General features: G+C 62.3%; 26 protein-coding genes. 8 read left to right on the top strand and 18 right to left on the bottom strand.

Going from position 1 to position 22,203, the window contains the following annotated elements; genetic code table 11:
* Positions 1-113: 113 nt before the first annotated feature.
* The 3 genes from KI609_RS08355 (at position 114) to KI609_RS08345 (ending at position 2,047) form a co-directional block, all read left to right on the top strand.
* Positions 114-1,016, top strand: coding sequence for a LysR family transcriptional regulator (locus tag KI609_RS08355; RefSeq protein WP_226448991.1), 903 nt, complete (start codon positions 114-116; stop codon positions 1,014-1,016).
* A gap of 235 nt (positions 1,017-1,251) precedes the next feature.
* Positions 1,252-1,560 carry a winged helix-turn-helix transcriptional regulator gene (locus KI609_RS08350; protein ID WP_226448989.1) on the top strand — a complete coding sequence of 103 codons (309 nt, stop codon included), beginning with the start codon at positions 1,252-1,254 and terminating at the stop codon, positions 1,558-1,560.
* Positions 1,561-1,687: 127 nt separating this feature from the next.
* Positions 1,688-2,047, top strand: a complete 360-nt coding sequence (locus KI609_RS08345) for an FKBP-type peptidyl-prolyl cis-trans isomerase (protein ID WP_226448987.1) — start codon at positions 1,688-1,690, stop codon at positions 2,045-2,047.
* Between the two features lie 154 nt (positions 2,048-2,201).
* On the opposite strand, the gene KI609_RS08340 is transcribed toward KI609_RS08345, so the two are convergent.
* The 4 genes from KI609_RS08340 to ppsA all read right to left on the bottom strand — a co-directional run bounded on the left by KI609_RS08340 (position 2,202) and on the right by ppsA (position 7,792).
* Positions 2,202-2,708, bottom strand: a complete 507-nt coding sequence (locus KI609_RS08340) for a hypothetical protein (RefSeq protein WP_226448985.1) — start codon at positions 2,706-2,708, stop codon at positions 2,202-2,204.
* Between the two features lie 181 nt (positions 2,709-2,889).
* A complete protein-coding gene (locus tag KI609_RS08335) occupies positions 2,890-4,986 on the bottom strand; it encodes a sodium:solute symporter family protein (RefSeq protein ID WP_226448983.1) in 2,097 nt (698 codons plus the stop codon).
* Positions 4,973-5,323, bottom strand: a complete 351-nt coding sequence (locus KI609_RS08330) for a DUF4212 domain-containing protein (protein ID WP_226450254.1) — start codon at positions 5,321-5,323, stop codon at positions 4,973-4,975. Before KI609_RS08330 ends, KI609_RS08335 begins: the two co-directional genes overlap by 14 nt.
* 78 nt (positions 5,324-5,401) lie before the next feature.
* Entirely contained in the window at positions 5,402-7,792 is a 2,391-nt protein-coding gene (gene ppsA / locus KI609_RS08325; RefSeq protein ID WP_226448981.1) for a phosphoenolpyruvate synthase, read from the bottom strand.
* Between the two features lie 263 nt (positions 7,793-8,055).
* On the opposite strand from ppsA, the gene KI609_RS08320 reads away from it, so the two are divergent.
* A complete protein-coding gene (locus KI609_RS08320; protein WP_226448979.1) occupies positions 8,056-8,877 on the top strand; it encodes a pyruvate, water dikinase regulatory protein in 822 nt (273 codons plus the stop codon).
* Between the two features lie 137 nt (positions 8,878-9,014).
* Here KI609_RS08320 and ahpF read toward each other — a convergent pair whose 3' ends face one another.
* Positions 9,015-10,637, bottom strand: a complete 1,623-nt coding sequence (gene ahpF, locus KI609_RS08315) for an alkyl hydroperoxide reductase subunit F (RefSeq protein ID WP_226448977.1) — start codon at positions 10,635-10,637, stop codon at positions 9,015-9,017.
* A 4-nt stretch (positions 10,638-10,641) separates the two neighbouring features.
* On the opposite strand from ahpF, the gene KI609_RS08310 reads away from it, so the two are divergent.
* The gene (locus KI609_RS08310) at positions 10,642-10,794 is read left to right on the top strand and encodes a hypothetical protein (protein ID WP_226448975.1); all 153 of its coding nucleotides are present in this window, start codon (positions 10,642-10,644) and stop codon (positions 10,792-10,794) included.
* Here KI609_RS08310 and ahpC read toward each other — a convergent pair.
* Positions 10,791-11,366, bottom strand: coding sequence for an alkyl hydroperoxide reductase subunit C (gene ahpC, locus KI609_RS08305; RefSeq protein WP_226448973.1), 576 nt, complete (start codon positions 11,364-11,366; stop codon positions 10,791-10,793). The genes KI609_RS08310 and ahpC overlap by 4 nt on opposite strands.
* A gap of 133 nt (positions 11,367-11,499) precedes the next feature.
* The gene (locus KI609_RS08300) at positions 11,500-11,688 is read right to left on the bottom strand and encodes a hypothetical protein (protein ID WP_226448971.1); all 189 of its coding nucleotides are present in this window, start codon (positions 11,686-11,688) and stop codon (positions 11,500-11,502) included.
* 64 nt (positions 11,689-11,752) lie between these two features.
* On the opposite strand from KI609_RS08300, the gene bfr reads away from it, so the two are divergent.
* On the top strand, positions 11,753-12,229 hold the full coding sequence (gene bfr / locus KI609_RS08295; protein WP_226448969.1) for a bacterioferritin: 477 nt from the start codon (positions 11,753-11,755) through the stop codon (positions 12,227-12,229).
* A 773-nt stretch (positions 12,230-13,002) separates the two neighbouring features.
* The gene (locus KI609_RS08290; protein WP_226448967.1) at positions 13,003-14,451 is read left to right on the top strand and encodes an IS1182 family transposase; all 1,449 of its coding nucleotides are present in this window, start codon (positions 13,003-13,005) and stop codon (positions 14,449-14,451) included.
* A gap of 293 nt (positions 14,452-14,744) precedes the next feature.
* Here KI609_RS08290 and KI609_RS08285 read toward each other — a convergent pair whose 3' ends face one another.
* From KI609_RS08285 to KI609_RS08235, 11 genes are all read right to left on the bottom strand, one after another.
* Positions 14,745-15,164, bottom strand: coding sequence for a Mor transcription activator family protein (locus KI609_RS08285; protein ID WP_226448965.1), 420 nt, complete (start codon positions 15,162-15,164; stop codon positions 14,745-14,747).
* 5 nt (positions 15,165-15,169) lie between these two features.
* The gene (locus KI609_RS08280; protein WP_226448963.1) at positions 15,170-15,637 is read right to left on the bottom strand and encodes a regulatory protein GemA; all 468 of its coding nucleotides are present in this window, start codon (positions 15,635-15,637) and stop codon (positions 15,170-15,172) included.
* A 182-nt stretch (positions 15,638-15,819) separates the two neighbouring features.
* A complete protein-coding gene (locus KI609_RS08275) occupies positions 15,820-16,434 on the bottom strand; it encodes a DUF3164 family protein (protein ID WP_226448961.1) in 615 nt (204 codons plus the stop codon).
* Between the two features lie 25 nt (positions 16,435-16,459).
* Positions 16,460-16,711: a hypothetical protein gene (locus tag KI609_RS08270; RefSeq protein ID WP_226448959.1), complete on the bottom strand. Its 252-nt coding sequence runs from the start codon at positions 16,709-16,711 to the stop codon at positions 16,460-16,462.
* Positions 16,708-17,130: a hypothetical protein gene (locus tag KI609_RS08265; RefSeq protein ID WP_226448957.1), complete on the bottom strand. Its 423-nt coding sequence runs from the start codon at positions 17,128-17,130 to the stop codon at positions 16,708-16,710. Before KI609_RS08265 ends, KI609_RS08270 begins: the two co-directional genes overlap by 4 nt.
* Positions 17,123-17,308 carry a hypothetical protein gene (locus tag KI609_RS08260; RefSeq protein ID WP_226448955.1) on the bottom strand — a complete coding sequence of 62 codons (186 nt, stop codon included), beginning with the start codon at positions 17,306-17,308 and terminating at the stop codon, positions 17,123-17,125. Before KI609_RS08260 ends, KI609_RS08265 begins: the two co-directional genes overlap by 8 nt.
* Positions 17,305-17,532, bottom strand: coding sequence for a hypothetical protein (locus KI609_RS08255; RefSeq protein ID WP_226448953.1), 228 nt, complete (start codon positions 17,530-17,532; stop codon positions 17,305-17,307). Before KI609_RS08255 ends, KI609_RS08260 begins: the two co-directional genes overlap by 4 nt.
* Complete coding sequence (locus tag KI609_RS08250) at positions 17,529-17,978, bottom strand: hypothetical protein (protein WP_226448951.1); 450 nt, start codon at positions 17,976-17,978, stop codon at positions 17,529-17,531. The genes KI609_RS08255 and KI609_RS08250 overlap by 4 nt, the downstream gene beginning before the upstream one ends.
* Positions 17,975-18,646 (bottom strand): hypothetical protein, encoded by a 672-nt coding sequence (locus tag KI609_RS08245; RefSeq protein ID WP_226448949.1) that lies wholly within the window; start codon positions 18,644-18,646, stop codon positions 17,975-17,977. The genes KI609_RS08250 and KI609_RS08245 overlap by 4 nt, the downstream gene beginning before the upstream one ends.
* A gap of 1 nt (position 18,647) precedes the next feature.
* Entirely contained in the window at positions 18,648-19,367 is a 720-nt protein-coding gene (locus KI609_RS08240) for an AAA family ATPase (protein ID WP_226448947.1), read from the bottom strand.
* A gap of 80 nt (positions 19,368-19,447) precedes the next feature.
* Positions 19,448-21,487 carry a Mu transposase C-terminal domain-containing protein gene (locus tag KI609_RS08235; protein ID WP_226448945.1) on the bottom strand — a complete coding sequence of 680 codons (2,040 nt, stop codon included), beginning with the start codon at positions 21,485-21,487 and terminating at the stop codon, positions 19,448-19,450.
* Between the two features lie 45 nt (positions 21,488-21,532).
* Between KI609_RS08235 and KI609_RS08230 the strand changes: the two genes are divergently transcribed.
* Positions 21,533-22,144 carry a phage minor head protein gene (locus tag KI609_RS08230; protein WP_226448943.1) on the top strand — a complete coding sequence of 204 codons (612 nt, stop codon included), beginning with the start codon at positions 21,533-21,535 and terminating at the stop codon, positions 22,142-22,144.
* Positions 22,145-22,203 lie beyond the last annotated feature (59 nt).

The raw sequence follows: 22,203 nt of genomic DNA, 5'->3' as shown, positions 1-22,203 counted from the left end.
TCTCTTTCGGGTGGGTCCGGGCAAGATTTTAAGAATTCCCGAATGAATCAGAAAATACATCTCGGAAGCCATAACATTCCCGAACGGAACATCACACCCCTTGGAGACTTGCCATGCGCGACCTGGACCTGCAGACCCTGCGCCTTTTTGCCGCCGTGTGCGAGCAGCGCAGCATTGCGCGGGTGGCCGAGCAGGAGTCCATCGTGGGCTCGGCCATCAGCAAGCGGCTGGCGCAGCTGGAAGATGCCGTGGGCACCCAACTGTTAGTGCGCAAACGCCGGGGCGTGGCCCCCACCCCGGCGGGCGAGACATTGCTGGAACACGCCCGCGCCATGCTGGCCAGCGTGGGACAGATCGAGCGCGACATGGCGGCCTATGCCACCGGCACCCGGGGCCATGTGCGCATGCTGGTCACGGCCTCCGTCATGGCCGAGTCACTGGCGGAGGATGTGGCGGCCTTCTTGCAAGACCCGGCGCACCGCAACATCCAGATCAGCCTGGAAGAGCGCGTGAGCCCCGACGTGGTGCAAGGCGTGCGCGACGGCAGCGCGTCCATCGGCATCTGCTGGGACGCGGCGGATCTGTCGGGCCTGGAAACCAGCGCCTACCGCAGCGACCACCTGGCCGTGGTGGCGCACGAGTCACACCCCGTGGCCCAGCTGCAGAGCGTGCGGTTTGCCGATGTGCTGGAGCATGAATTCGTCAGCATGCCCGCGCTCAGTGCAGTGCAGGTGCTGCTGGCGCGTGCCGCTGCAGTGGAAGGAAAAATGCTGGCCCACCGCGTGCTGGTGTCCAACTTTGACGCCGCCCTGCGGGTGGTGCGCGCCAACCTGGCCATCAGCGTGGTGCCGCGCGAGGTGGCCCAGCCGTTTGCCCAGTTGGCACCGGTACGCATCGTCCCGCTGAGCGACCCCTGGGCCCAGCGGCGCTTTGCGATTTGCTACCGCAGCGCCCAATGGCTGCCGCCTGCGGCCCAGTTGCTGGTGGGGCATCTGGCTGGGCTGGGGCAAACTTAGAACGCGTTCACGTTCTTGGAGCCTGTTCTGGGCCACATCCAAACCGTGGCCCAGTCACAACAGTTTGATCCGCAAAGGAGTATTTTTGAGGGTTAGCGCATGTGTGACGTGCGTTCCGAGCTACCAAACTTGTAGCAAAATGGCTTCCGCGCTATAGTCTCAGCGCACCTGCAGGCTTGGCAAACGGCCACCCGCATCGAACATTGATCTACAACTAGCGCGAGGAGAAGCGTCCATGAGCTCCAAAGAAAATGCCGCCATCAACCAGCTTTTCGAGAAACTCGAATGCCGTTATGCGCTGCGCGTACTGTGGGCCCTGAAAGACGGCCACCCCCAGACCTTCCGGCTTCTGCAGGACAGCGTGGGCGGTATCACCCCCAATACGCTCAACACCCGCATCAAAGAGCTGCGTGAAGCAGGTTTTGTGGACCACGGCAGCGACGGCTATACCGTCACGCCATCCGGGGCCGATCTGCTCAAGCGTCTGAGTGATGTCCAGGCTTTTGCCACCCGCTGGGTTGCGGGTCGCGCAAAAAAAGCCTGATCACCCACCTTGTCGGCCTGACCTGCCCCTTTGCGGGTGGTTGTTAAAATAAGGCTCAAAATAGCTTCTAGCGCTCTATGCACAAGCGCAAGAAGCTATATTTTTAATAGCAATCAAGGAATTTTTCATGGCATTGACCACCACCACATCCGGCCTGCAATACGAAGACACCACCGTGGGAGAAGGCGCTGAAGCCGTCAAGGGCCAGAATGTTTCGGTGCACTACACCGGCTGGCTCTACAACAACGGCGAACAGGGCGCGAAGTTTGACTCCAGCCGCGACCGCAACGATGCCTTCGAGTTCTCGCTGGGTGCCGGTATGGTCATCAAGGGCTGGGACGAAGGCGTTCAAGGCATGAAGGTGGGCGGCCAGCGCACGCTCATCATTCCCGCCGCACTGGGCTATGGCGCGCGCGGCGCGGGCGGTGTGATCCCCCCAAACGCCACGCTGAAGTTTGATGTGGAACTGCTCAAGGTGGGCCGTTAAACTGGTGAGACATCGGGGCCCGCGTACGCACGGGCCCTCTTGCGCAAAAGCGGCCCTCGGGCCGCTTTTTTTGACTGTTGCTTCAACACCCCACGCAGGCGATGAAAACACCTGCCGCGTTCAGCGCCCCATCGCACCATCACCGCCATGAAGCTCAGTCGAACAATGCCTTGTCGAGCTGTTCAAATTTGGCGTCTCCGACGGCTTCACGAATTTTTGGGGCCAGCGCTGCCAGGTCATCGAAGCTGCCCGTTCCCTCCACCGACAGGTTCAACCGAAAGCCGCGCAACCCCAGGCCCGCCGTCAACGCGGTAGCAATCGGATAAGCCGCCTGGTAGCGCTCTTTGGGCGTACGCCCTGACCCCTCCATCGGGGTGGCCACGGTGCCCAGGTCGGTGGCACTTGGGCCCCCTGCCGCCTGTGACGAAGCGCCAGAGGTGCCGACCGTTGCGGGCTGGCCCGACAGCGACGCCAGCAAACCTTGCGCAATCATGGCCTGCACATCGTCTGCCGTGATGCCCATGGCTGCTGTCGCTGCCAGCACATCCTGGGTGGTGCGCTTACCGTCAAAAAGGATGAAGGCCGAGCGCTGGCGTGAGCTCAAACTACCGTGCCGGTCTTTGAGTGCCTTCTGGCCTGCCTGGGTTTTGACGAGAACCATGAATCTCCTAAAAATGCTGATTGACAATGGGAATGCCGCACTCGGCCGTCACCCCCAGGGCCAGAATCCCATGTTTTGGCGGTATTGAAAATCGGGGTTTACACATAACAGCCGAGCCTGCGCGGTGGCTCGCCCGCTTTGCGCCAGGGTCCACCACACCCCAAGGAACAACCCCGTGCCGCTACATTTCGGAGCGAATGCGGGGCAAAGGCGGCGCGGGGCGCGTGATCCAGCTCACCACCAGCGCCAGCACCAAACCAAATGGCACACCAAACACGCCCGCAGAGATCGGCTGGATACCAAACCACAGCCCATCCGCCAAAAGCCAGTGCGGCAACACCTGCAGGGCCGCCACATGCGAGAGCATGTAGTACACCGTGATGCCCAACCCGCCCAGCATGCCTGCCACCGCCCCCTGCCGGGTGGTGCCTCGCCAAAAGATCCCAAGCACCATGACGGGAACAAAGGCCGATGCCGCCAGTGAAAACGACGCCGACACCATCGGGAGGATCTCGGACGGTTTGAGCGCAGCGACAAAAGCCGCCGACAGGGCCACCGCCAGCAGGGTGAACTTGGTCAAGATCACCCGCTGCTCGGGGGATGCCTGCCGGGGCATATCGCGAAAATACAGGTCACGCACCAGCGCATTGCTGATGGTGAGCAGCAGGCCGTCGGCGGTAGAAAGTGCCGCAGCCAACCCCCCCGCAGCCACCAGGCCCGATACCACATAGGGTAACCCCCCCAGCTCGGGCGTGGCCAGCATGATGAGGTCAGCGCCGAGCCTGATTTCCCCAAACTGGATCAAGCCGTCGCCGTTGACGTCTTCCACGGAGAGGAGCGAGCTGTCCACCCGCGCCCACTGCGCCATCCAGTTGGGCAACGCTTCAAAGCTGCTGCCCACCAAATGCTGCATGACCTCAAACTTGACCAGCACGGCCAGTGCCGGAGCGCTCAGGTACAACAAGGCGATGAAAAACAACGACCAGGCCACCGATGCCCGCGTCGCCGCGACCGAAGGCAAGGTGTAAAAGCGCGTCAGCAGGTGCGGCAAACCGGTCGTTCCCACCATCAGGCAGAACATGAGCGCCAAAAAGTTGCGACGTGTCAATTCATAGTCGCGCTGCTCTTCGGGCGTACCGTTCGGGTCGCCCGCATAGGCTTGGCTATGCAGTGGCAGCCCGCCCAGGGGCCGTGCGCGTTCATAGTTCTCGCGCATTTCGCGGGTCCAGCGTTCACGCGCAGCGGCCACATCGCGCGGCAGCGCGGCCAATTCGCGGCTGGCAGAAACGATCAATCCCACATCGGCGTTCTGGGTCCGCAGGGCGCGGATATGTTCACGGCCTTTCTCGCGTTCGCGCTCCAGCGATGTCTCCACGTCCTGCAGCCGCGCTTCAAAATCCTGGGCACGGTGCAGATAGGCCTGCACCACTTGGTGCTCGGCCGGAGAGTCGAGCAACTGCGCCTCCAGGTCAGCGATCTTGCTGATCTGCTTGCCATAGACCAATGGTGCAATCGGATTGCCAAGCTGTTTGTACGCCAGCCATGACACGGGGATCATGAACGCCAGCAAAAGCACTACGTATTGAGCCACCTGTGTCCAGGTGATGGCGCGCATCCCCCCCAGAAACGAGCACAACAACACCCCGCCCAGGCCCAGCATGATTCCGATCTCGAACTGCACACCGGTGAGACGGGACGCGATCAGCCCCACGCCATAGATCTGTGCCACCACATAGGTGAATGAACACAGCACGGCCGCCAGCGCGGCGATCACGCGGGGCCACCGCCCACCAAAACGCACATGGAAGAAATCGGGCACCGTGTACAGCCCCATCGCACGCAAATGCGGTGCGATGAGCATCGCCACCAGGCAAAAGCCGCCGGTCCAGCCCAGGAGGTACGCAAGCCCGCCCGCCTGACCCGGAGTGCCCGAGAAACCTTGCAGGTACAGCGCCCCGGACAAACTGATGAACGACGCAGCGCTCATCCAGTCGGCCGCAGTGGCCATGCCGTTGTACATCGGTGGAATACGGCGGCCCGCGACGTAATAGTCCTCGGGGTCGGTGGTGCGGCTGTACACGCCGATGCCGGCGTAGACCATGACGGTAAGAAAAAGAAAAATGGGCCCGATCCAGTGGCGAGAAAGCCCCCGGTGTTCGGCCCACGTCATCAACGCCAGAAAGCCCAGCACGCCCAACACATACATCCCCAGGATGCGGTGAAGCCGCCACAGATAGGCGCGGTCGCTATCGCCACTGGCGGTTTCAGGGGCGGCCATGGGGATTGACCGTGCCATCGGTGGGCTGCTGCCCCATGTGCTGTGCCTGGCGCTCGGCGTCCTGGCGCTCAAACCGGTTCATGGCCCAGCCATAAGCCACCACGATGCCGATAAAAACCAGCACAGCGCCCTGGGCCGCAATCCAATACCCCAGAGGCCAGCCCCCCCACACCAGGGTTTGCAGATCGCGGGCAAAGTAGGTGGTGCCAAACGACACCAACACCCAGAGCAACAACAGACCCGCCTTGAGCCAGAGATGGCGCACATCGTGCAGATCGGGCGGGAACGGCCCCGCCATCTCTGCGCCCTCAGGGCGTTTGGGCTGCTGCGATGGCATCACGGACACGGAGGCAAGTGGACCACATTGCGCAAGGGGTCCACTTGCAATGGCGGCATCGCAAGCAACCCCGACACGTCAGCCCGCCAGTTGCTGCCAGGTGGCGACCACGCTGTCAGGGTTGAGCGAGATCGACGAGATGCCTTCCTTGGCCAGCCACTGCGCAAAGTCAGGGTGGTCGCTGGGGCCCTGACCGCAAATACCGATGTACTTGCCCTGTGCCAGGCAGGCCTTGATGGCCTGGTGGATCAACGCCTCGACAGCGGGGTCACGCTCGTCAAAGTCTTTCGCCAGCAGCTCCAGGCCCGAATCGCGGTCCAGACCCAGCGTGAGCTGGGTCAGGTCGTTGGAGCCGATGGAGAAGCCGTCGAAGAACTCCAGGAAGCGGTCGGCCAGGATGGCGTTGCTGGGCACCTCGCACATCATGATGACCTTGAGGTCGTCCTTGCCACGCTGCAGGCCATGGGTGGCCAGCAGCTTGGTCACGCGCTCGGCCTGGCCCAGCGTGCGCACAAACGGCACCATCACCTGCACGTTGGTCAGCCCCATGTCGTTGCGCACGCGCTTCAAAGCCTCGCATTCCATCGCAAAGGCTTCGCCGAAATCTTCGCTGATGTAGCGGGCCGCACCACGGAAGCCCAGCATGGGGTTCTCTTCCTCGGGCTCGTAGCGGCTGCCGCCAATCAGCTTGCGGTATTCGTTGGACTTGAAGTCCGACAGGCGCACGATGACGGGCTTGGGCCAGAAGGCGGCGGCGATGGTGGCCACGCCTTCGGCGACCTTGTCCACGTAGAACGCGCGGGGCGATGCATGGCCACGGGCCACGGACTCCACGGCCTTCTTCAGGTCGGCATCGATCTGGGGGTAGTCCAGGATCGCCTTGGGGTGCACGCCAATGTTGTTGTTGATGATGAACTCCAGCCGCGCCAGACCCACGCCTTCGTTGGGCAACTGGGCAAAGTCAAACGCCAGCTGGGGGTTGCCCACGTTCATCATGATCTTGGTCTTGATGGGGGGCATCGCGCCGCGCCGCACTTCGGTGATTTCGGTTTCGAGCAGGCCGTCGTAGATCTTGCCTGTGTCACCCTCGGAGCAGCTCACCGTGACCAGCGTGCCATCCTTCAGGCGCTCGGTCGCGTCGCCGCAACCCACCACGGCCGGAATACCCAGCTCGCGCGCAATGATGGCGGCGTGGCAGGTGCGGCCGCCCCGGTTGGTGACGATGGCGCTGGCGCGCTTCATCACGGGTTCCCAGTTGGGGTCGGTCATGTCGGTCACCAGCACATCGCCGGGCTGGACCTTGTCCATCTCGGAGATGTTGTGCACCAGGCGCACGGGGCCGGTACCAATCTTCTGGCCAATCGCGCGGCCCTCGGCCAGCACGGTGCCGTGGCCCTTGAGCTTGTAGCGCAGCTCGGCCTGGCCCTTGGCCTGGCTCTTCACCGTTTCAGGCCGGGCCTGCAGGATGTAGAGCTGGCCGTCGGTGCCGTCCTTGCCCCATTCGATGTCCATGGGGCGGCCGTAGTGCTGCTCGATCACCAGCGCGTAGCGGGCCAGTTGTTCCACGTCGGCATCGGTCAGCGAGTAGCGGTTGCGCTGCTCGGTGGGCACATCAATGGTCTTGACCAGCTTGCCGCTGGCGGCCTTTTCCTCTGGTGTGGAGAACACCATCTGGATCAGCTTGCTGCCCAAGTTGCGGCGGATCAGCGCCTTCTTGCCCGCCTGGAGCATGGGCTTGTGCACATAGAACTCATCGGGGTTCACGGCGCCCTGCACCACCGTCTCGCCCAGGCCATAGCTGCTGGTGATGAAAACGACGTCTTCAAAACCGGATTCGGTGTCGATGGTGAACATCACGCCGGCGGCGCCCAGGTCGGAGCGCACCATGCGCTGCACGCCAGCCGACAGGGCCACCACATCGTGCTCAAAACCCTTGTGCACCCGGTAGGAGATGGCGCGGTCGTTGTACAGCGACGCGAACACTTCCTTCATCTTGTGCATGACTTCGTCGATGCCCACCACGTTCAGGAAGGTTTCCTGCTGGCCGGCAAACGATGCGTCGGGCAAGTCTTCGGCTGTGGCGGACGAGCGTACGGCAAACGAGGCGGCGGGGTTACCCGCGCTCAGCTTGGCAAACTCGTCGGCAATGGCCTTTTGCAGGTCGGCCGGAAAGGGCTGGGCCTCAACCATGGTGCGGATCTCGGCGCCCACGGCGGCGAGCGCTCGCACGTCTTCGGTGTCCAGGCTCTTGAGCTTGGCGCTGATGCGGTCGGCCAGGCCGTCGTGGGCCAGGAACGCGCGGAACGCGTGGGCGGTGGTGGCAAAGCCCGTGGGCACGCGCACGCCCTGCGGCAGCTGGGAGATCATCTCGCCGAGGCTGGCGTTTTTACCGCCAACGGCCTCGACATCGGTCATTCTCAGGTTTTCAAACGGTACGACCAGGGCGGTCGGGCTGAAAAGTGCAGACATGGGAAAGCTCCAGAAGTTGAAACCGGGTCTGCGCGCCCGCCCCCTGGGAGCGATGGGCGAGCGGCCATGCACAGGCTGCAGCTTTGTCGTTGTGGTTGTAGGCCGACGGTGTGCATGGTGAGAATTGGATAATTGTGACAATTGTAGGCCCGCGCATCTGGCAACGGGCTGACGCTTTCATGCGACTGACGCAAAACGGGGATTCGCCACTTCTTTGAGGTGGCAACCCCGCTGGCGCAAGCCGCACCCCCAAAAGGAGCCCCATGCACTCGCGCACCGTATTTTTTGTCTCTGACGGCACCGGCATCACCGCCGAAACCTTCGGCAACGCCATCCTCGCCCAGTTCGAGATGAAGCCGCGCCATGTGCGCCTGCCTTTCATCGACACCGTGGACAAGGCCCACCAAGCGGTGCGGCAGATCAACCATACGGGCGAAGTGGAAGGCAGAAAGCCCGTCGTGTTCACCACGCTCGTCAACATGGAAGTACTGAAGGTCATTCAGGAGGGCTGCAAGGGCATGCTGCTGGACATGTTCGGCACCTTTGTGCACCCGCTCGAACAAGAGCTGGGTATCAAGTCGCACCACCGTGTGGGGCGCTTTTCGGATGTGAGCCGCAGCAAGGAGTACACCGACCGCATCGAGGCCATCAACTTCAGCCTGGCCCACGACGATGGTCAGAGCAACCGCGACCTGGCGGGCGCCGACGTGATTTTGGTGGGCGTGAGCCGCAGTGGCAAAACCCCGACCAGCCTGTACCTGGCCATGCAATGCGGCATGAAGGCGGCCAACTACCCACTGATCCCGGAAGACTTCGAACGCCGCCAGTTGCCCCCCGCACTGATGCCGTTTCAGAAAAAGATTTTCGGCCTCACGATCAGCCCCGAGCGCCTGGCCGAAATCCGCAGCGAGCGCCGCCCCAACTCCAAATATGCCGACCTGGCCAATTGCCGCGCCGAAGTGGCAGACGCCGAAGCCATGATGCGCCGCTCGGGCATCCGATGGCTGTCGACCACCACCAAGAGCATCGAAGAAATCGCCACCACCATCTTGCAGGAAGTGCGCCCCGAGCGGCTGGTGTACTGAGCACTGCCGTACACACCACCACGCAAACGCGGCGCCATCACAGCGCCGCGTTTGCCATCATTTTGCTACTATATCTATAGCTACCAGCGCTTATTAATAAAGCGCCAGAGGCCATTTTTACCTGATATTTCAGGGTATCAAGCAGGTTCCGCCACACGATCGACCACTGGCGTCTGGGCGGGCGCCGCAGCCGCTGGCATGCGGATCAGGTGGTCAAAAGCACTCAATGCCGCCTTTGCACCGTCACCTGCGGCGATCACGATCTGCTTGAACGGCACCGTGGTGCAGTCGCCTGCGGCAAACACGCCAGGCACATTGGTGCGCCCATAGGCATCTACCACAATTTCGCCGAACCTGGAAAGCTCCACCGTGCCCTTGAGCCACTCGGTGTTGGGCACCAGGCCGATCTGCACGAACACGCCTTCCAGCGGCACCAGGTGCTCCACCTTGGTGGCGCGGTCCTTGTATTTGAGGCCGTTCACCCTGCCATCGGCACCCGTGATTTCGGTGGTCTGCGCGTTGGTGTGGATGGTCACGTTGGGCAGACTCTTGAGCTTGTTCACCAGCACGGCATCGGCCTTGAGCTGATCGGCAAACTCAATCACGGTGACGTGCGCCACCAGCCCCGCCAGGTCGATGGCCGCCTCAATGCCCGAATTGCCCCCACCAATCACCGCCGTGCGCTTGCCCTTGAACAGCGGCCCATCGCAGTGCGGGCAATAGGCCACGCCGTTGTTCTTGTACTCGGCTTCGCCGGGCACGTTCACGTTGCGCCAGCGGGCGCCGGTCGAGAGGATCACGGTCTTGGAGCGCAACGTGCCGCCGTTGGCCAGCTGCACCTCGATCAGGCCGCCGGGCTGCGCAGCCGGAATCAGCTTGTCGGCGCGCTGCAGGTTCATGATGTCCACGTCGTAAGCGCGGGTGTGGGCTTCGAGCGCGGCCGCAAACTTGGGGCCATCGGTTTCAAGCACCGAGATGTAGTTTTCGATGGCCAGCGTGTCATTGACCTGGCCACCAAAACGTTCGGCAGCAATGCCCGTACGAATGCCTTTGCGTGCGGCATACACGCCCGCTGCAGCGCCCGCCGGCCCGCCACCCACGATGAGTACGTCATAGGCCTCTTTGGCAGACAGCTTGGCCGCTTCGCGGCTTGCTGAGCCGGTGTCGAGCTTGGCCACGATTTCTTCCAGTGTCATGCGGCCCGAGCCAAACATCTGTCCGTTCATGAACACCATGGGCACGGCCATGATTTGGCGTTCTTCGACTTCTTTCTGGAAGGCACCGCCTTCAATCAGGGTCGTCTTGATCTTGGGATTGACGATGGCCATGAGCGACAGCGCCTGCACCACGTCGGGGCAGTTGTGGCAGGTCAGACTCATGTAGACGTCGAAGTGGAAGTCGCCATCCAGGGCCTTGATCTGGTCGATCACGTCCTGCTCGACTTTGGGCGGATGCCCACCGGTCCACAGCAGCGCCAGCACCAGCGAGGTGAACTCGTGGCCCAGCGGCAAGCCGGCAAAACGAAGGCTTTGCACCTGCGCGTCGGCGCCCACACGCTGCAGGCTGAACGATGGCTTGCGCGCATCGTTGCCGTCGGTGCGCAGCGTGATCTTGTCGCTGCGCAGCGATTGAATAGTCGTCAGCAGCTCGCGCATATCGCGCGCTGTCTCGCTGTCGTCCAGGGAAGCCACCAGCTCAAACGGCTGCTGCACGCGCTCCAGATAGGCGGCGAGTTGGGTCTTGAGTTGTTCGTCGAGCATGGTGGTGTCCTTTGAAATTCGAGTGGTGTTGTCTGGAAGGTTGAAGCCAAACGGGCGGCAGTTCAAGCCTGCGTATCAACGTCCGGGCGTAAAAAAGCCGGACGGCATGGCGCAATGCGCCATGACGCTGTCCGGCTTCGAGGGGGCCGAGAATTAAATCTTGCCGACCAGGTCCAGCGAAGGCGTCAGGGTCTTGGCGCCTTCCTTCCACTTGGCGGGGCAAACTTGGCCAGGGTTGGCGGCGGTGAACTGGGCAGCCTTGAGCTTGCGCAGGGTTTCCGACACGTCGCGGGCGATTTCGTTGGAGTGGATTTCCATCGTCTTGATCACGCCATCGGGGTTGATCACGAAGGTGCCGCGCAGTGCCAGGCCTTCTTCAGGGATATGCACGCCAAAAGCGTTGGTCAGCTGGTGCGTTGGGTCGCCCACCAGCGGAAACTTGGCCTTGCCCACGGCATCCGACGTTTCGTGCCACACCTTGTGCGAGAAGTGCGTGTCGGTGGTCACGATGTAGACCTCGGCACCGGCCTTCTGGAATTCAGCGTAGTTGTCGGCCGCGTCTTCGATTTCGGTGGGGCAGTTGAAGGTGAAAGCGGCAGGCATGAAGATCAGCACGGACCACTTGCCCTTGAGGCTGGCTTCGGTCACTTCGATGAATTCACCCTTGCCGTCACGGCTGACGAAAGCGGTGGTCTTGAAGGGCTGAACTTGCGTATTGATCAGGGACATTGCTGTTTCCTTAGTGGTTGGTTGACTGAACAGGACTGAAGTCTAGGCCTTCCGAAGGCATCAATCCAATTAATTGATTTGATTGAATCAATTGCCTGTGACTATATAGCTATCTATCAAAGGCTCGGACTGCTCAGGGGTTTTGGCGGGAGGCCACCAGCCGCAGGCATGCGTGGGTCAAGTGCTTGAGCACCCCCATCAACGCGTTGCCGGTCACCCCACACCACCCCATGCGGCCGTCTACCAGCCCCGGGACTTGGGGAGGGATGAACACGAATACAACCCAGCATGACGCGCAGCCATCACCGATGCGCAGGGACATGCCTTGCGCGCCCTGATACAGGTCACGACAATCACTGCCGAATCAACACCACAAGGAGTCCCCCATGAAAGGTGACGCACAAGTCATTGGCCATCTGCAGGCCCAGCTCAAGAACGAACTCACGGCCATCAACCAGTACTTCCTGCACTACCGCATGCTCAAGCATTGGGGCTTCGACAAGCTGGCCAAGAAGGAATACGCCGAATCCATGGGCGAGATGAAGCATGCCGACTGGCTCATGGACCGCATCTTCATGCTCGACGGCCTGCCCAACCTGCAGGACCTGGCCAAGATCCAGGTCGGCGAAGACGTGCCGGAGATCCTGGCTTGCGACCTGCGCGCCGAACAAGGCGCCCAGGCCACGATCAAGGAGGGCATTGCCCACTGCGAAACGGTGCGCGACTACGTGTCACGCGACCTGCTGCAAAAGATCCTGGACGACACCGAGGAGCACATCGACTTCCTCGAAACCCAGATTGATCTGATCGGCAAGGTGGGTTTGCCCAATTACCTGCAATCGCAAATGGGCGAAGTGGAGTAACCCCTGCATCTCTTGCACGACGCGGCGGGGGCTTGTTGCCCCTCCTCACGACGTGATCATTGACGGGCTTCGGCCCGTTTTTTTATGCCCGCACGGCGAGCCAACGAGTGGGGGAGTGATCGCATTGGCACAGAGCTCGGGTGTGGATAACTTTGGGCCTCGCTAATGCTGGCGCGGGTTTGCGGGGAGTTTTGGGGCGCGTGGGGTTGCCGGTGGCTTTGGCGCGGAATGGGCGCTTCATAGGGGCAGAACGGCCAAAATGGGCCGTATACGGGCTGGAGTGGGCCCAGGGTGGCGGAAGTTGCTTCACAGGGCCTTCTGGCCCCGTTTTCATTGGGGAAGGCTTTACTTGGCTCCTGGGCGGAGCAGTCGTTTCAGCGAAACGCATGGATCACGCAAGGTTGGGCGTTTTCAGGATGGGCGTCTCTAGCGCGCCCATCCTCAAGAAGTCTCAATGAAATCAATAGGTTGCCGCGTTGCTTATCGGACATATTCACAGCGCCCAACCAGCAGAAGGTTGGGCGTCTTTAAAACCACTCCACCCCGTTTTTAAAACAGCACCGCTTGGTGCCGACCTGTACGAGCGGTAGCCCCCATGGAGGCTCTGATGTTTCAGCTCTTGCAAAGAGCGATCAATCAAGGCGAACCGGTCAAAATTCAAGCCTGCATCGCTTGATACGATGTCGGCATTCGGCCGAGGCTGTGTGAAAACCCTTCGCCATTCGCACCATAGTAAATAAAATCATGCCACCCCGTTGCGATCGAGGTGGCCCATGAAGAGATTCATCGAAGGCGAGGACCGTCACCAAGTCACTTTGCTGCCCGAATGCCTTGACGACTACATCGGCGAAGACAATCCGGTCAGGGTTGTCGATGTGTTCGTAGACGAGTTGGACCTGCATGCTCTGGGGTTCACGCGGACCGAGCCCGCACTCACCGGTCGGCCGGCGTATCACCCCGCCGTACTGCTCAAGCTCTACATCTACGGTTACCTCAACCGCATCCAATCGAGCCGTCGCCTGGAGCGCGAAGCCCAGCGCAATGTCGAACTGATGTGGCTGACCGGACGTCTCGCGCCTGACTTCAAGACCATTGCCGACTTCCGCCGCAACAGCGGCCCGGGCATCTGCAACGTCTGCAAGCGCTTCGTCACCATGTGCAGGCAGTTGAAGCTCTTCTCGCAAGCCATCGTGGCGATTGATGGCAGCAAGTTCAAGGCGGTCAACAGCCGCGACCGCAACTTCACCCCGGGCAAGATCGACAGGCGCCAGGAGCAGATCGAACAAAGCATCCAGCGTTACCTCGACGCGCTGGAGACTGCTGACCGCACGCAGCCCGCGGAAGTCGAGGCCAAGACAGAACGCTTACAGGAGAAGATCAAGAAGCTGCGCGAGCAGATGCAGCGGCTCGATAACCTGAGAGAGCAGCTAAAGGACCTACCTGACGGACAGATATCACTCACCGATCCCGATGCACGCTCGATGGCTACCCAAGCCAAGGGATCGGGGTTGGTGGGCTACAACGTCCAGACGGCTGTCGATGTCGAACACCACCTGATCGTTGCGCACGAGGTCACAAACGTCGGCAACGACCGTGCACAACTGCACAAGATGGCCTGTGCCGCAGACCAAGCGCTGGGAACCCAGAACCTACAGGCCTTCGCTGACCGCGGCTACTTCAGTGGCCCGGAACTCAAGGCCTGCGAAGACGCAGGTATCACGACCTTTGTGCCCAAGCCCATGACATCCAATGCGAAAGCCGAGGGCCGCTTTGACAAGGCGGATTTCATCTACATCGCAAAGGATGATGAATACCAGTGCCCTGCGGGCAAGCGAGCCATCTACCGGTTCAGCACGCTGGAGAAGAGCGGGCTCAATGCGCGTGTCTATTGGAGCAGTGCATGCCCGGGATGTGCGCTCAAGGCGCAGTGCACGACCAGTAGCAACCGCCGCATTCGTCGCTGGGAGCACGAAGAGGTTCTTGAGCGCGTGCAGCAGCGGCTGGACCGAAAGCCGGACGCCATGACCTTGCGCAGGTCCACCGTGGAACATGTCTTCGGTACGCTCAAGCACTGGATGGGCTCGACGCACTTCCTGATGAAGACCCTCAAGCATGTGAGCACCGAGATGAGCCTGCATGTGCTGGCCTACAACCTCAAGCGGGTGATACGCGTGCTGGGTATCGCGGGGACGATGCAGGCGATGCGGGAGGGGAAGGCATGAGGCCTTTTGGGGCCTCTCTTGGCCTCTAAACGCACATCCACGCTTCAGACTGCCCCCATGCGCTTCAGGGATGAGCTCAAAAACCGCGAAGGCCGAAAATACGGCCCGGTTAGGTAGGAGGGGGCTGGGCTGCCTATCTGCTGCGCGTTTCCACACAGCCTCGGCCGGTTGCTGTCCCTCGACGTTGGATCTTGAGACGGCTTCAATTGGGGTCGGCGAGATGTTGCCATAAGCCGCGTTCCTTGCCCCCCAAGGGCAGCGCTTTCTGATCGAAAAGTTCAGGATAGGTGGTCCTAAAACAATGTGGCCTGCCGCCGATCACTCGGAGCTGCAACACCCATAGCCGCCACGATCCGCACGATCTGCCCTTCAGTGATGTGATATTCCACGGCCAGTTCGCGCGCCGTTTTGTGCGTGGCGTAGGCGTGGGCAATGCGGGCGTTGCGCACCTGAATGAGTGCCCTCTCCGCTTTGGGAAGCTGGAAGTGGGCCTCCCCGCCGTACACCTCCGCCAGCTTTAAAAGGTTGCCTAGACCGATCACATGCGCGAACGGATGGTCGGACGTGGCGCGCTCTGGCGTGGGGATATAAATGCGCAGCCCTCCCGAGTGCCTGACGAACGCCATGGTGGCTTCCAGTCCGATCAGGCGCTCAAAATCCTGCAGCAGGGGCGGCAGCAGGTCGACGGGGATGGCTGAACTGGCTGGGAGCATTGCCGTCAGCGTTTGGCGCTCTTGGCGCGGTCCAGCATGGCCTTAAGGGCTTCGATGACCTTGGAGGCGTCCTGCGTTGGCAGGAACTTCACATCGGCCACGCCCTTTCCGGTGGTGCGCCCTACAAACATCAGGAGTGCGGCCGGGCGGGGGTCGCGCAAGCCGTCCTCCTCGTCGATCTTGCGCCATAGCCACTTGATCTTGGCGGCCTGGTCAAAAGTCTGAAACTTGGCCGCCTTGGGCGTGTAGCCCAAAGTTGCCATGTGGGTTAGGACCGTGCGGCGCTCTGTTGCGTTCAGCTCGGCCGAGCTGCTTTTGCCGGTGAGGTTGCGCAGGTGATAGCGGTAGTCATCCTCGGTCCAGCGAAGCGCCGACTTGCCCTTGTGGATGTGGCCTAGTTCGCGCTTGCGTTGGACGTCGACGTTGAAGGCGGTGGTGTGCACGGTGAGTGCGCCGCGAGCAGTGGAGGTCATGTTTCAACCGGGGCCTTGGGGGCCGCCCTCGAACGCTGCAGGTGAGGTCGACAGCAGCCCCAATGCAACCAGCGTGGGGCGGCAGCCGTTACACGCCAGCGTGTGCCAGGGCACCTCGCTGGCTTGGCAGTACACGCAGACACTGCTCGGCTGCGCAATGATTTGCACTTTGCGGCCTTCGCTCATACCGCCGCCATGTCCAGGTTGATCGCTACGTACTCACCGCGCGCATCGCGCTCGTAGAAGCGGATGTAGGGCTTGGTGCTGGCAACCTGCATGCTGTCGCTGATGGCGGCCATGGCGCGCAGCCACGTCTCGTCATCGATCTTCAGGCGGCGCAAACCCAACACGCGGCCGGTGCTGATTTTCCCGGCCTGATCGACCTGGAACGCGTCGTTGACCAGCACCTTGATGTGCGCGTTGCTGCCCTTGCTCCAGCGCTGGATGCACTCATCAATGAGCGCCTTGGCAGCCATCAGGCGTTCGTCGAACACGAGGCTCTCTTGCATCTGGCGCACTACCTTGTAGCGGCCGTCAAAAGAGATCAGCGTGACGTTCCCCTTCTTGCCACCGTGCTTCACGTCGTATTCGGCCAAGCTGCGGTCGATGAACTCGGTCACCTCGGCCATGGCATTGGTCTTGAAAGCGGCCAACTCTGTGTGCTGCTTGATGGCGGCCTCGCACAGGTCAGAAACCGTGCGATGACGGTCCTTGTCGATGTCCTTGATCTTGGAGACGGGGATCAGGGCGCCGTTGGCGTCTTCCCAGTAGCCGTTGGGGATGGATTTCTCGGTCATGGTCTTTGCTTTCTTGGGTCGGTGATCAATGAAGGTGCATGGAACTGCGGCGCAGCGCCAGGAGTTGCTCTGCTGCGGCACCGAGCGCCAGACCAGCGCCGGGGACCATCTCCAAGACGCTGGCCTTGTCTGCGGTATTGATGTAGGCGGTCAACAAGGCGTTGAGCGCGATTGCGGGCGAGCTGGCCTGGCGCGCCAGGTCAGCGACCCTCACTGAGAGTGCGTGCACCTCTTCGACGTCTTGGTCGGTGAATTCTGCTGAGCTCGCGCTGGTCATTGCATGCCTCCTTGGTGAGCGCGACGGTGGCCCATGTGCAGGCTGGGGTAGCGGGTGTGATCCAGCGCACCCTGCCTCGCTGTGGGCATGGATGGCGGCACATAGGTGCCCGTCATAACCTCGCGCTTGGGCGCTGGCATGAGCGTTGCGATTTCGCGGTCATCGGATGTGACAGCGACCAGCGTCTCGCCAGGCAACTGGCGGCACTGCGGCGTGTAGGCGTATACGGTGCCTTCGCGGTGGTATTCCATGGCGGCCAGGAAGCCGCCGCGCTTGAGTGTGACCAGGTGCTCGGCGATCTCGTCCATCGAGAACACGCCGTCCCACTCGCGAGCCACGCGCAGCAGACTCCACCAACCGCCCGCGCGGGCGATGCCGCGCCAGATGTGGGCACATGAATGGGTAATGCCTTTAGCCATGGCTGCGCCCCCCTTGAATCAGTGTGAGGCCGCGCATGCCGGTGAACCAGGCGTAGTCGATGGCAGCAAATCGGATGGCTTCTCGGCGGGCAACGCCGAAGCCGTTTTGCAGACACCGGGCCCGGCGCGTGATCCAGCGCAGCGGGGGCCGCTGGTAGTTGGGTTGGGTAGTGATCACGACAACCCCTTCCAGAAGCTCGCAGCGCGCGCTGTGGAACTGACCTGTTTTGCCTGCATGGCATCCAGCTCGGCACGCAGTTGCGCCATGTGCTCACGATGCAAATCGCGCTCACGGTCCATGTAGGTAGAGATACTGCGAACGCGGCGGGCTACCCAGGCTTCGCGCAGGGCGTGGGCCAAACCCACAGGGCCGCCGATGACGATGGTCTTTAAAAGGTTCACAAAGCCTCCGTTTGGATGGGTTGGATGGGTTGGATGGGGATCACCTTGTTGCGTGGCTGGATGGCGCGTGGCACCGGAGGGGCGCTCGCGGCCTTGTGGGGGCACTGGCGGCAGGCCTGCCAGTGCTTCATGTCGCGCGGCGTGGCGGGTGCCGCGCGGTGGGCGTAGGCACGGCACTGATCGGCTGTCACTTCGTGCGGCTCGCCCCCAGCCTCCTCTGTGAGGTGCGGGCACACGTAGCGGCCGAAGGTGTGAGTCACCTTGTCTGCAACGCGCGATGTGCTGGCCTTTCCCTCGCCGTAGAGGCCGCTGCCGTTGAGCACCTGGCTCAACGTGGCAGGGCTGATGCCCAACTGCCGGGCAACCTGCGTGCGCGCTTGGCCTTCCGTGCGTGATTGAAGAAGTGAAAACCATGGGTCGTTCATGTACGAAAGCGGATACGTCATGTCGCGTCACGCCCTTCCCCTTTGCCTTCACCCACGCGGAGTTCGGCTTCGCGGTTTTTGCGGAACATCGATGGTGTGGCGCGCGCATAGGCAAAGGTGCTGGGGTGCATCTGCCCCGCACGCGACGGCGGAGGCCAGCGCCCCAGGTCCGAGAGAAGGACGTAGCGAATGCGCCCTGCTTCGCGCTTTTGCGCTACCACGAGGGTCTTGGGTGCGTACTTGGCCCACGCGGCGAGGAGCGCTCCGATGCGCTTGGTTTGGGCCTCGAAGTTGTCGTCGGCATCGACCAGCGTTTGCGCCGCTTCGGTTGCCGTAAGGCGGCGGCGGATGCGCAGCAGGTTCCACAGGCGGGTGGGCAGTGCCTGGACGTCAGGCGCCGGACCGCCAGGCAGCATCTGTAAAACAGCCTTGGCGGCCTGCAGGCCCTGGGGTGTGATGGACCATCGGTTGATGGCCCCCCTCTTGTTATGGCACTGCGCGTAGGGACGTACATAGCCATGCCGCTGCAGGGCAGCCAGTGCCAGCTCGGCAATCCCGAGCGGGAAATCTAGCTGGGCATCGGTGGCCCAAGCGCTCAGCTCTGGGGCAGTGATAGCGCGGGTTGTGTTCTTGGCGTTGCGCGCGAGCGCCGCCAGTGCTGGCAAGATGAACCATTGCAGGGCGCTCATATCAACCGCCCCTGTTCGCAGCCAGGTGGCCAGTGAAGTCTGCGCACAGTGGCTTGCCCTTCACGTGGGACACATCCACCTCAGTCCAGCTATTGGCCTCGGCCCAAACCTCGATGTTGGCGATGGCGTTGAGCACGTGGCGCATGCGGCCCTTGCTGTCGCGGTGGATCTGATCCACCAGGGCGGGCGTGAGAGCGACCTCGGCTTTGGCCTTGCATGCGGCCTGCACATCGATCAGGCTTAAAGGGTGCAACTGCACGATGCGCGCCACGCGGCTGGCGATGTGCTCGTAGCGCTGCACGATGGCCGGGAAGTTCTCCATACCGACCAGGAAGACCATGGTGCCGGTCACATCGGAGATGTCGCGAATGGTCTCCAGCTTGGCCGCGCTCTTCATGTCGGCCAGGTAGTCGGCCTCGTCGATGATGAGAGCCTGCATGGTCTGAGCCAAGTGCTGGGCAATGCGGTTCTCGACGTCCTTGGCCGATCCGCGCACCGACAATCCCAGCTCCGTTGCCACGTCTTCCAGCATGGAGCGGGAGGTCCATACCTTTTTGGCGCGGATGAACGCATGTCCGTTCTCGCTGGCCCAGCGCTCGGTCAGTTCGGACTTGCCAATGCCGAACTTGCCCTGGATCAGCACCAAGCTTGCCTCGCGGGCACCCCGGCGCGCGACGATCTTCTCGGCCTCTTTGAGCAGCCGAAAGTTTGTGGTTTGCACGAATCCTTTTTTCACTTTACATTCCCCTTTTGTTTGGGTCTCTTCAATCAACTCAGGCAGCTCTGTGACGGTTGCAGCCGTCACAGAGCACTCTTAAAACCGGGCATGTCTTTACCGTTCAGGCCCGCGTCATCCCACTCCAAGCCCCGCGCCGCGTAGTAGCCAGCCAGCCCCTCGTAGTCATCGCTGGCCACATAGGCGTGCAGCCAAGCGATGTCTTGTTCCGACCAAGCGCTGCGATGGGCGATAAGCCACTCGTAGCGGTCGCTGAACGTGTCGAAGAAAGGCCTGTCCGAAGCTGCACCCGTAAGCGCAAGCCCTGCGGTTTGCGATTGCGCAGCCTCGCCGGTGGAGGCAAGAGAGGGAGGGACGGAGGAAACAACCTCCACGAAGGGCAGCGCCTCTGGGGCGGCAGGCCCTGACAGGTAAACGTTGTCGTCAGCACCCACCACGGTGGGGCGCAGCTCGCGCAGAGCCGTATCGATCTGTTGCTGGCGGCGTTTGATGGCGGCCTGCACCCGCTTGTCTTTCGCCATGTCAATGACGGGAGTCGGGTACATAGCCAGGCGGCTGGCGTCGAACAGGGCCTCGCAGACGAACTCGCCCTGAAGCGTGTACACCTGCACAAAGCTGGGATCGTGGATGTCGTAGCGCACGCTCACCTGGCGGCCATCCACATCGCGCCGCATCAGTTCTGGTGCTGCATAGGTCTGATTGAAGAACGTCACCTGGCCGCGCTGGGCTGTGCGCAACACGGCGGGCATGAACATCTGGCGCAGTTCCTTTTGCGTCAGCGTGATCTGCTCTTCTGGCTTGATCTTGGCGGCCCATGCTTCGACGGGCGTCATGTGCTTTCCGTCTGCCCGCTTGGGCAGGCTACGGTGACGGTGCTCGTGGTTGTATTCGTGCACGGCTTGTTTGACCGCGTCGATGAACTGCTGCCAGGTCGGAACCTTTTTGCTCAGCACCACCACCTCGCCGGTTTGCTCGGCGCGGCGCACAGCACGCTGCTCTTTGGCAAGCTCGGCCGCCACCTTGCGGAAGGTGCCGCCGTCCACATCGCGCCCCTGGTAGCTGCCGAACTGGCGGGCCAGGTTGATACCCAGCGTTTGGTGCACACGCTCCACAATGCCGTGGCCTTGCGGCTTGCCAGGGATGCCGGTGCGATGGTCGATACCCAGGCGCGCACAAAAGCCGTCGATCGGGCAATCCATCTGCTTGGCTGTTTCGCCCGCACCGTTGTCGCCGTAGAGGATGGCGGGCACGCCCCATTGGCCCACGCCATGGCGCAGAGAATCACCCACCGCGCGGACGTTTTCCGACAGGTTGACTGACCAGCCAGTGAGCAGACGGGTGGCAGCGTCGATACAGATCGTCAGCTCTGGGGCAAACGGGGCCCCGTGGTCGGGGTGGCGCACCTTGGCTTTGACCGTGTGTCCGTCGATCAGCCAGACATCGTTGGCGTCCAGCATGCTGGTATCGCGGTGTTTAAAGGGCAGCTTGGCATCGCGCTGCGCGCCGGGTGCATGACGGGCCTTGATCAAGAGCACGCTGGCCTGGTGGTTCTTGCCCAGCTTGTCCAGGGCGCGACGGGCGCGGGCGTAAAGCGCATTCCAGGTATCGAAGTCACGGCCGAGTTGGCGGGTCACTTCTTTGGCCGCACCCGAGAGCTTGCGAAAGCGTGCATCGCGGCTGTGAAACAGGCCCAGCACAGCGGCTACGTCTTGCTCTATGTTGTTGAGCGAGGTTTCGGGCGCGGGTGCTGGCAGCAGGCCCCACCAGCCATTGGTGCGGTAGATGGAGAGGTAGCGTTCCAGCGTGCGGGCGCTGACCTGGTCGGCACGGGCACGCTGGTTGGCGGCGCGGGCTGTGGCTTGCAGATCGGTGCTGGCCTGGCCGCTGGCAAACTGCAACGCCACCGTGGCGCAAGCGCGCTTGACGCCGTGCAGTGGCTCCAGGTCCAGCACCATATTGACCAGCAGCATGCGAGCGTCTGCGGTGGCCTTGTCGGTCAGGCTGGGCGGGCGGCGCGTTGGCTCGGGCATGGGCACGAGTGGCGCGGGCAGCGGTGACTGCGGCGGGGCGAAGGACACCAGGCGCTGCGCGCTGCCTGGCAGCAAGGCGAAGACCTAGTAGACAAGCCCCTGGGCGCTGCAGGCCTGGGCGTGGAGATGCGACTGGGCGCACTCGATGCCCGGGTGCTGGCTGCCATGCGCACCTTTGCCCATGAGCGCTTGAACAATGTAGCCACCGAGGCCCTGGGCAAGATCGGTCAGCAGCTCGGCCTGGTCACCGTGGGGGGGATCACCCCCTTCCAGGCCATCAAGGCAATCCAGGCTTTGCTGGAGAGTGAATCGACGAGGAGGGCCACCACCATCGTTCGTACCGAGGTCAGCCGCGCCTTTGCCGTGGCCGCCAACGAGCGCCTGGTGCAGGCCGCGCCCCTGGTGCCAGGCCTGGGCAAACAGTGGCGGCGCAGCGGCAAGATTCACAGCCGTTGGACACATGACCTGATGGACGGTCAGGTGGTGGATGCCGACAAGGCTTTCAAAGTGCCCAACGCAGGGGGCGGCATCGACCTGATGCAGTGCCCCCACGACCCCAAGGCCCCACCCGAGCAGGTGATCAACTGCGGGTGCATTGCTATCCCATATATAAAGGGATGGGCTGTGGCCACGCCTGGGGCCAAGCCGTTCAGCGAGCTGGAGCTGAAGCTGGATGGAAGGAAGGCGGCGCTTGACCAGGCGGCGAAGAAGGCGGGGCGGCGCAAGGAGTGAGGGGCTGGCGCGGCGTGGGCTACGTCGCTTTAAACAGGTTTGGTGCGGGTACCCCTTGG

The organism is Acidovorax radicis (genome assembly GCF_020510705.1).
Taxonomy (GTDB): Bacteria; Pseudomonadota; Gammaproteobacteria; order Burkholderiales; family Burkholderiaceae_C; genus Acidovorax; species Acidovorax radicis_A.
The sequence above is the reverse complement of the archived record's forward strand: the minus strand, read 5'-3'. Positions and strand labels throughout refer to the sequence as shown.

What these genes read in the sequence shown, in the direction of transcription:
- KI609_RS08355 (WP_226448991.1), top strand. Translation starts at nt 114, where the DNA reads ATGCGCGACCTGGACCTGCAGACCCTGCGCCTTTTTGCCGCCGTGTGC.
- KI609_RS08350 (WP_226448989.1), top strand. Translation starts at nt 1,252, where the DNA reads ATGAGCTCCAAAGAAAATGCCGCCATCAACCAGCTTTTCGAGAAACTC.
- KI609_RS08345 (WP_226448987.1), top strand. Translation starts at nt 1,688, where the DNA reads ATGGCATTGACCACCACCACATCCGGCCTGCAATACGAAGACACCACC.
- KI609_RS08340 (WP_226448985.1), bottom strand. Translation starts at nt 2,708, where the DNA reads ATGGTTCTCGTCAAAACCCAGGCAGGCCAGAAGGCACTCAAAGACCGG.
- KI609_RS08335 (WP_226448983.1), bottom strand. Translation starts at nt 4,986, where the DNA reads ATGGCCGCCCCTGAAACCGCCAGTGGCGATAGCGACCGCGCCTATCTG.
- KI609_RS08330 (WP_226450254.1), bottom strand. Translation starts at nt 5,323, where the DNA reads ATGCCATCGCAGCAGCCCAAACGCCCTGAGGGCGCAGAGATGGCGGGG.
- ppsA (WP_226448981.1), bottom strand. Translation starts at nt 7,792, where the DNA reads ATGTCTGCACTTTTCAGCCCGACCGCCCTGGTCGTACCGTTTGAAAAC.
- KI609_RS08320 (WP_226448979.1), top strand. Translation starts at nt 8,056, where the DNA reads ATGCACTCGCGCACCGTATTTTTTGTCTCTGACGGCACCGGCATCACC.
- ahpF (WP_226448977.1), bottom strand. Translation starts at nt 10,637, where the DNA reads ATGCTCGACGAACAACTCAAGACCCAACTCGCCGCCTATCTGGAGCGC.
- ahpC (WP_226448973.1), bottom strand. Translation starts at nt 11,366, where the DNA reads ATGTCCCTGATCAATACGCAAGTTCAGCCCTTCAAGACCACCGCTTTC.
- KI609_RS08300 (WP_226448971.1), bottom strand. Translation starts at nt 11,688, where the DNA reads ATGTCCCTGCGCATCGGTGATGGCTGCGCGTCATGCTGGGTTGTATTC.
- bfr (WP_226448969.1), top strand. Translation starts at nt 11,753, where the DNA reads ATGAAAGGTGACGCACAAGTCATTGGCCATCTGCAGGCCCAGCTCAAG.
- KI609_RS08290 (WP_226448967.1), top strand. Translation starts at nt 13,003, where the DNA reads ATGAAGAGATTCATCGAAGGCGAGGACCGTCACCAAGTCACTTTGCTG.
- KI609_RS08285 (WP_226448965.1), bottom strand. Translation starts at nt 15,164, where the DNA reads ATGCTCCCAGCCAGTTCAGCCATCCCCGTCGACCTGCTGCCGCCCCTG.
- KI609_RS08280 (WP_226448963.1), bottom strand. Translation starts at nt 15,637, where the DNA reads ATGACCTCCACTGCTCGCGGCGCACTCACCGTGCACACCACCGCCTTC.
- KI609_RS08275 (WP_226448961.1), bottom strand. Translation starts at nt 16,434, where the DNA reads ATGACCGAGAAATCCATCCCCAACGGCTACTGGGAAGACGCCAACGGC.
- KI609_RS08270 (WP_226448959.1), bottom strand. Translation starts at nt 16,711, where the DNA reads ATGACCAGCGCGAGCTCAGCAGAATTCACCGACCAAGACGTCGAAGAG.
- KI609_RS08265 (WP_226448957.1), bottom strand. Translation starts at nt 17,130, where the DNA reads ATGGCTAAAGGCATTACCCATTCATGTGCCCACATCTGGCGCGGCATC.
- KI609_RS08250 (WP_226448951.1), bottom strand. Translation starts at nt 17,978, where the DNA reads ATGACGTATCCGCTTTCGTACATGAACGACCCATGGTTTTCACTTCTT.
- KI609_RS08245 (WP_226448949.1), bottom strand. Translation starts at nt 18,646, where the DNA reads ATGAGCGCCCTGCAATGGTTCATCTTGCCAGCACTGGCGGCGCTCGCG.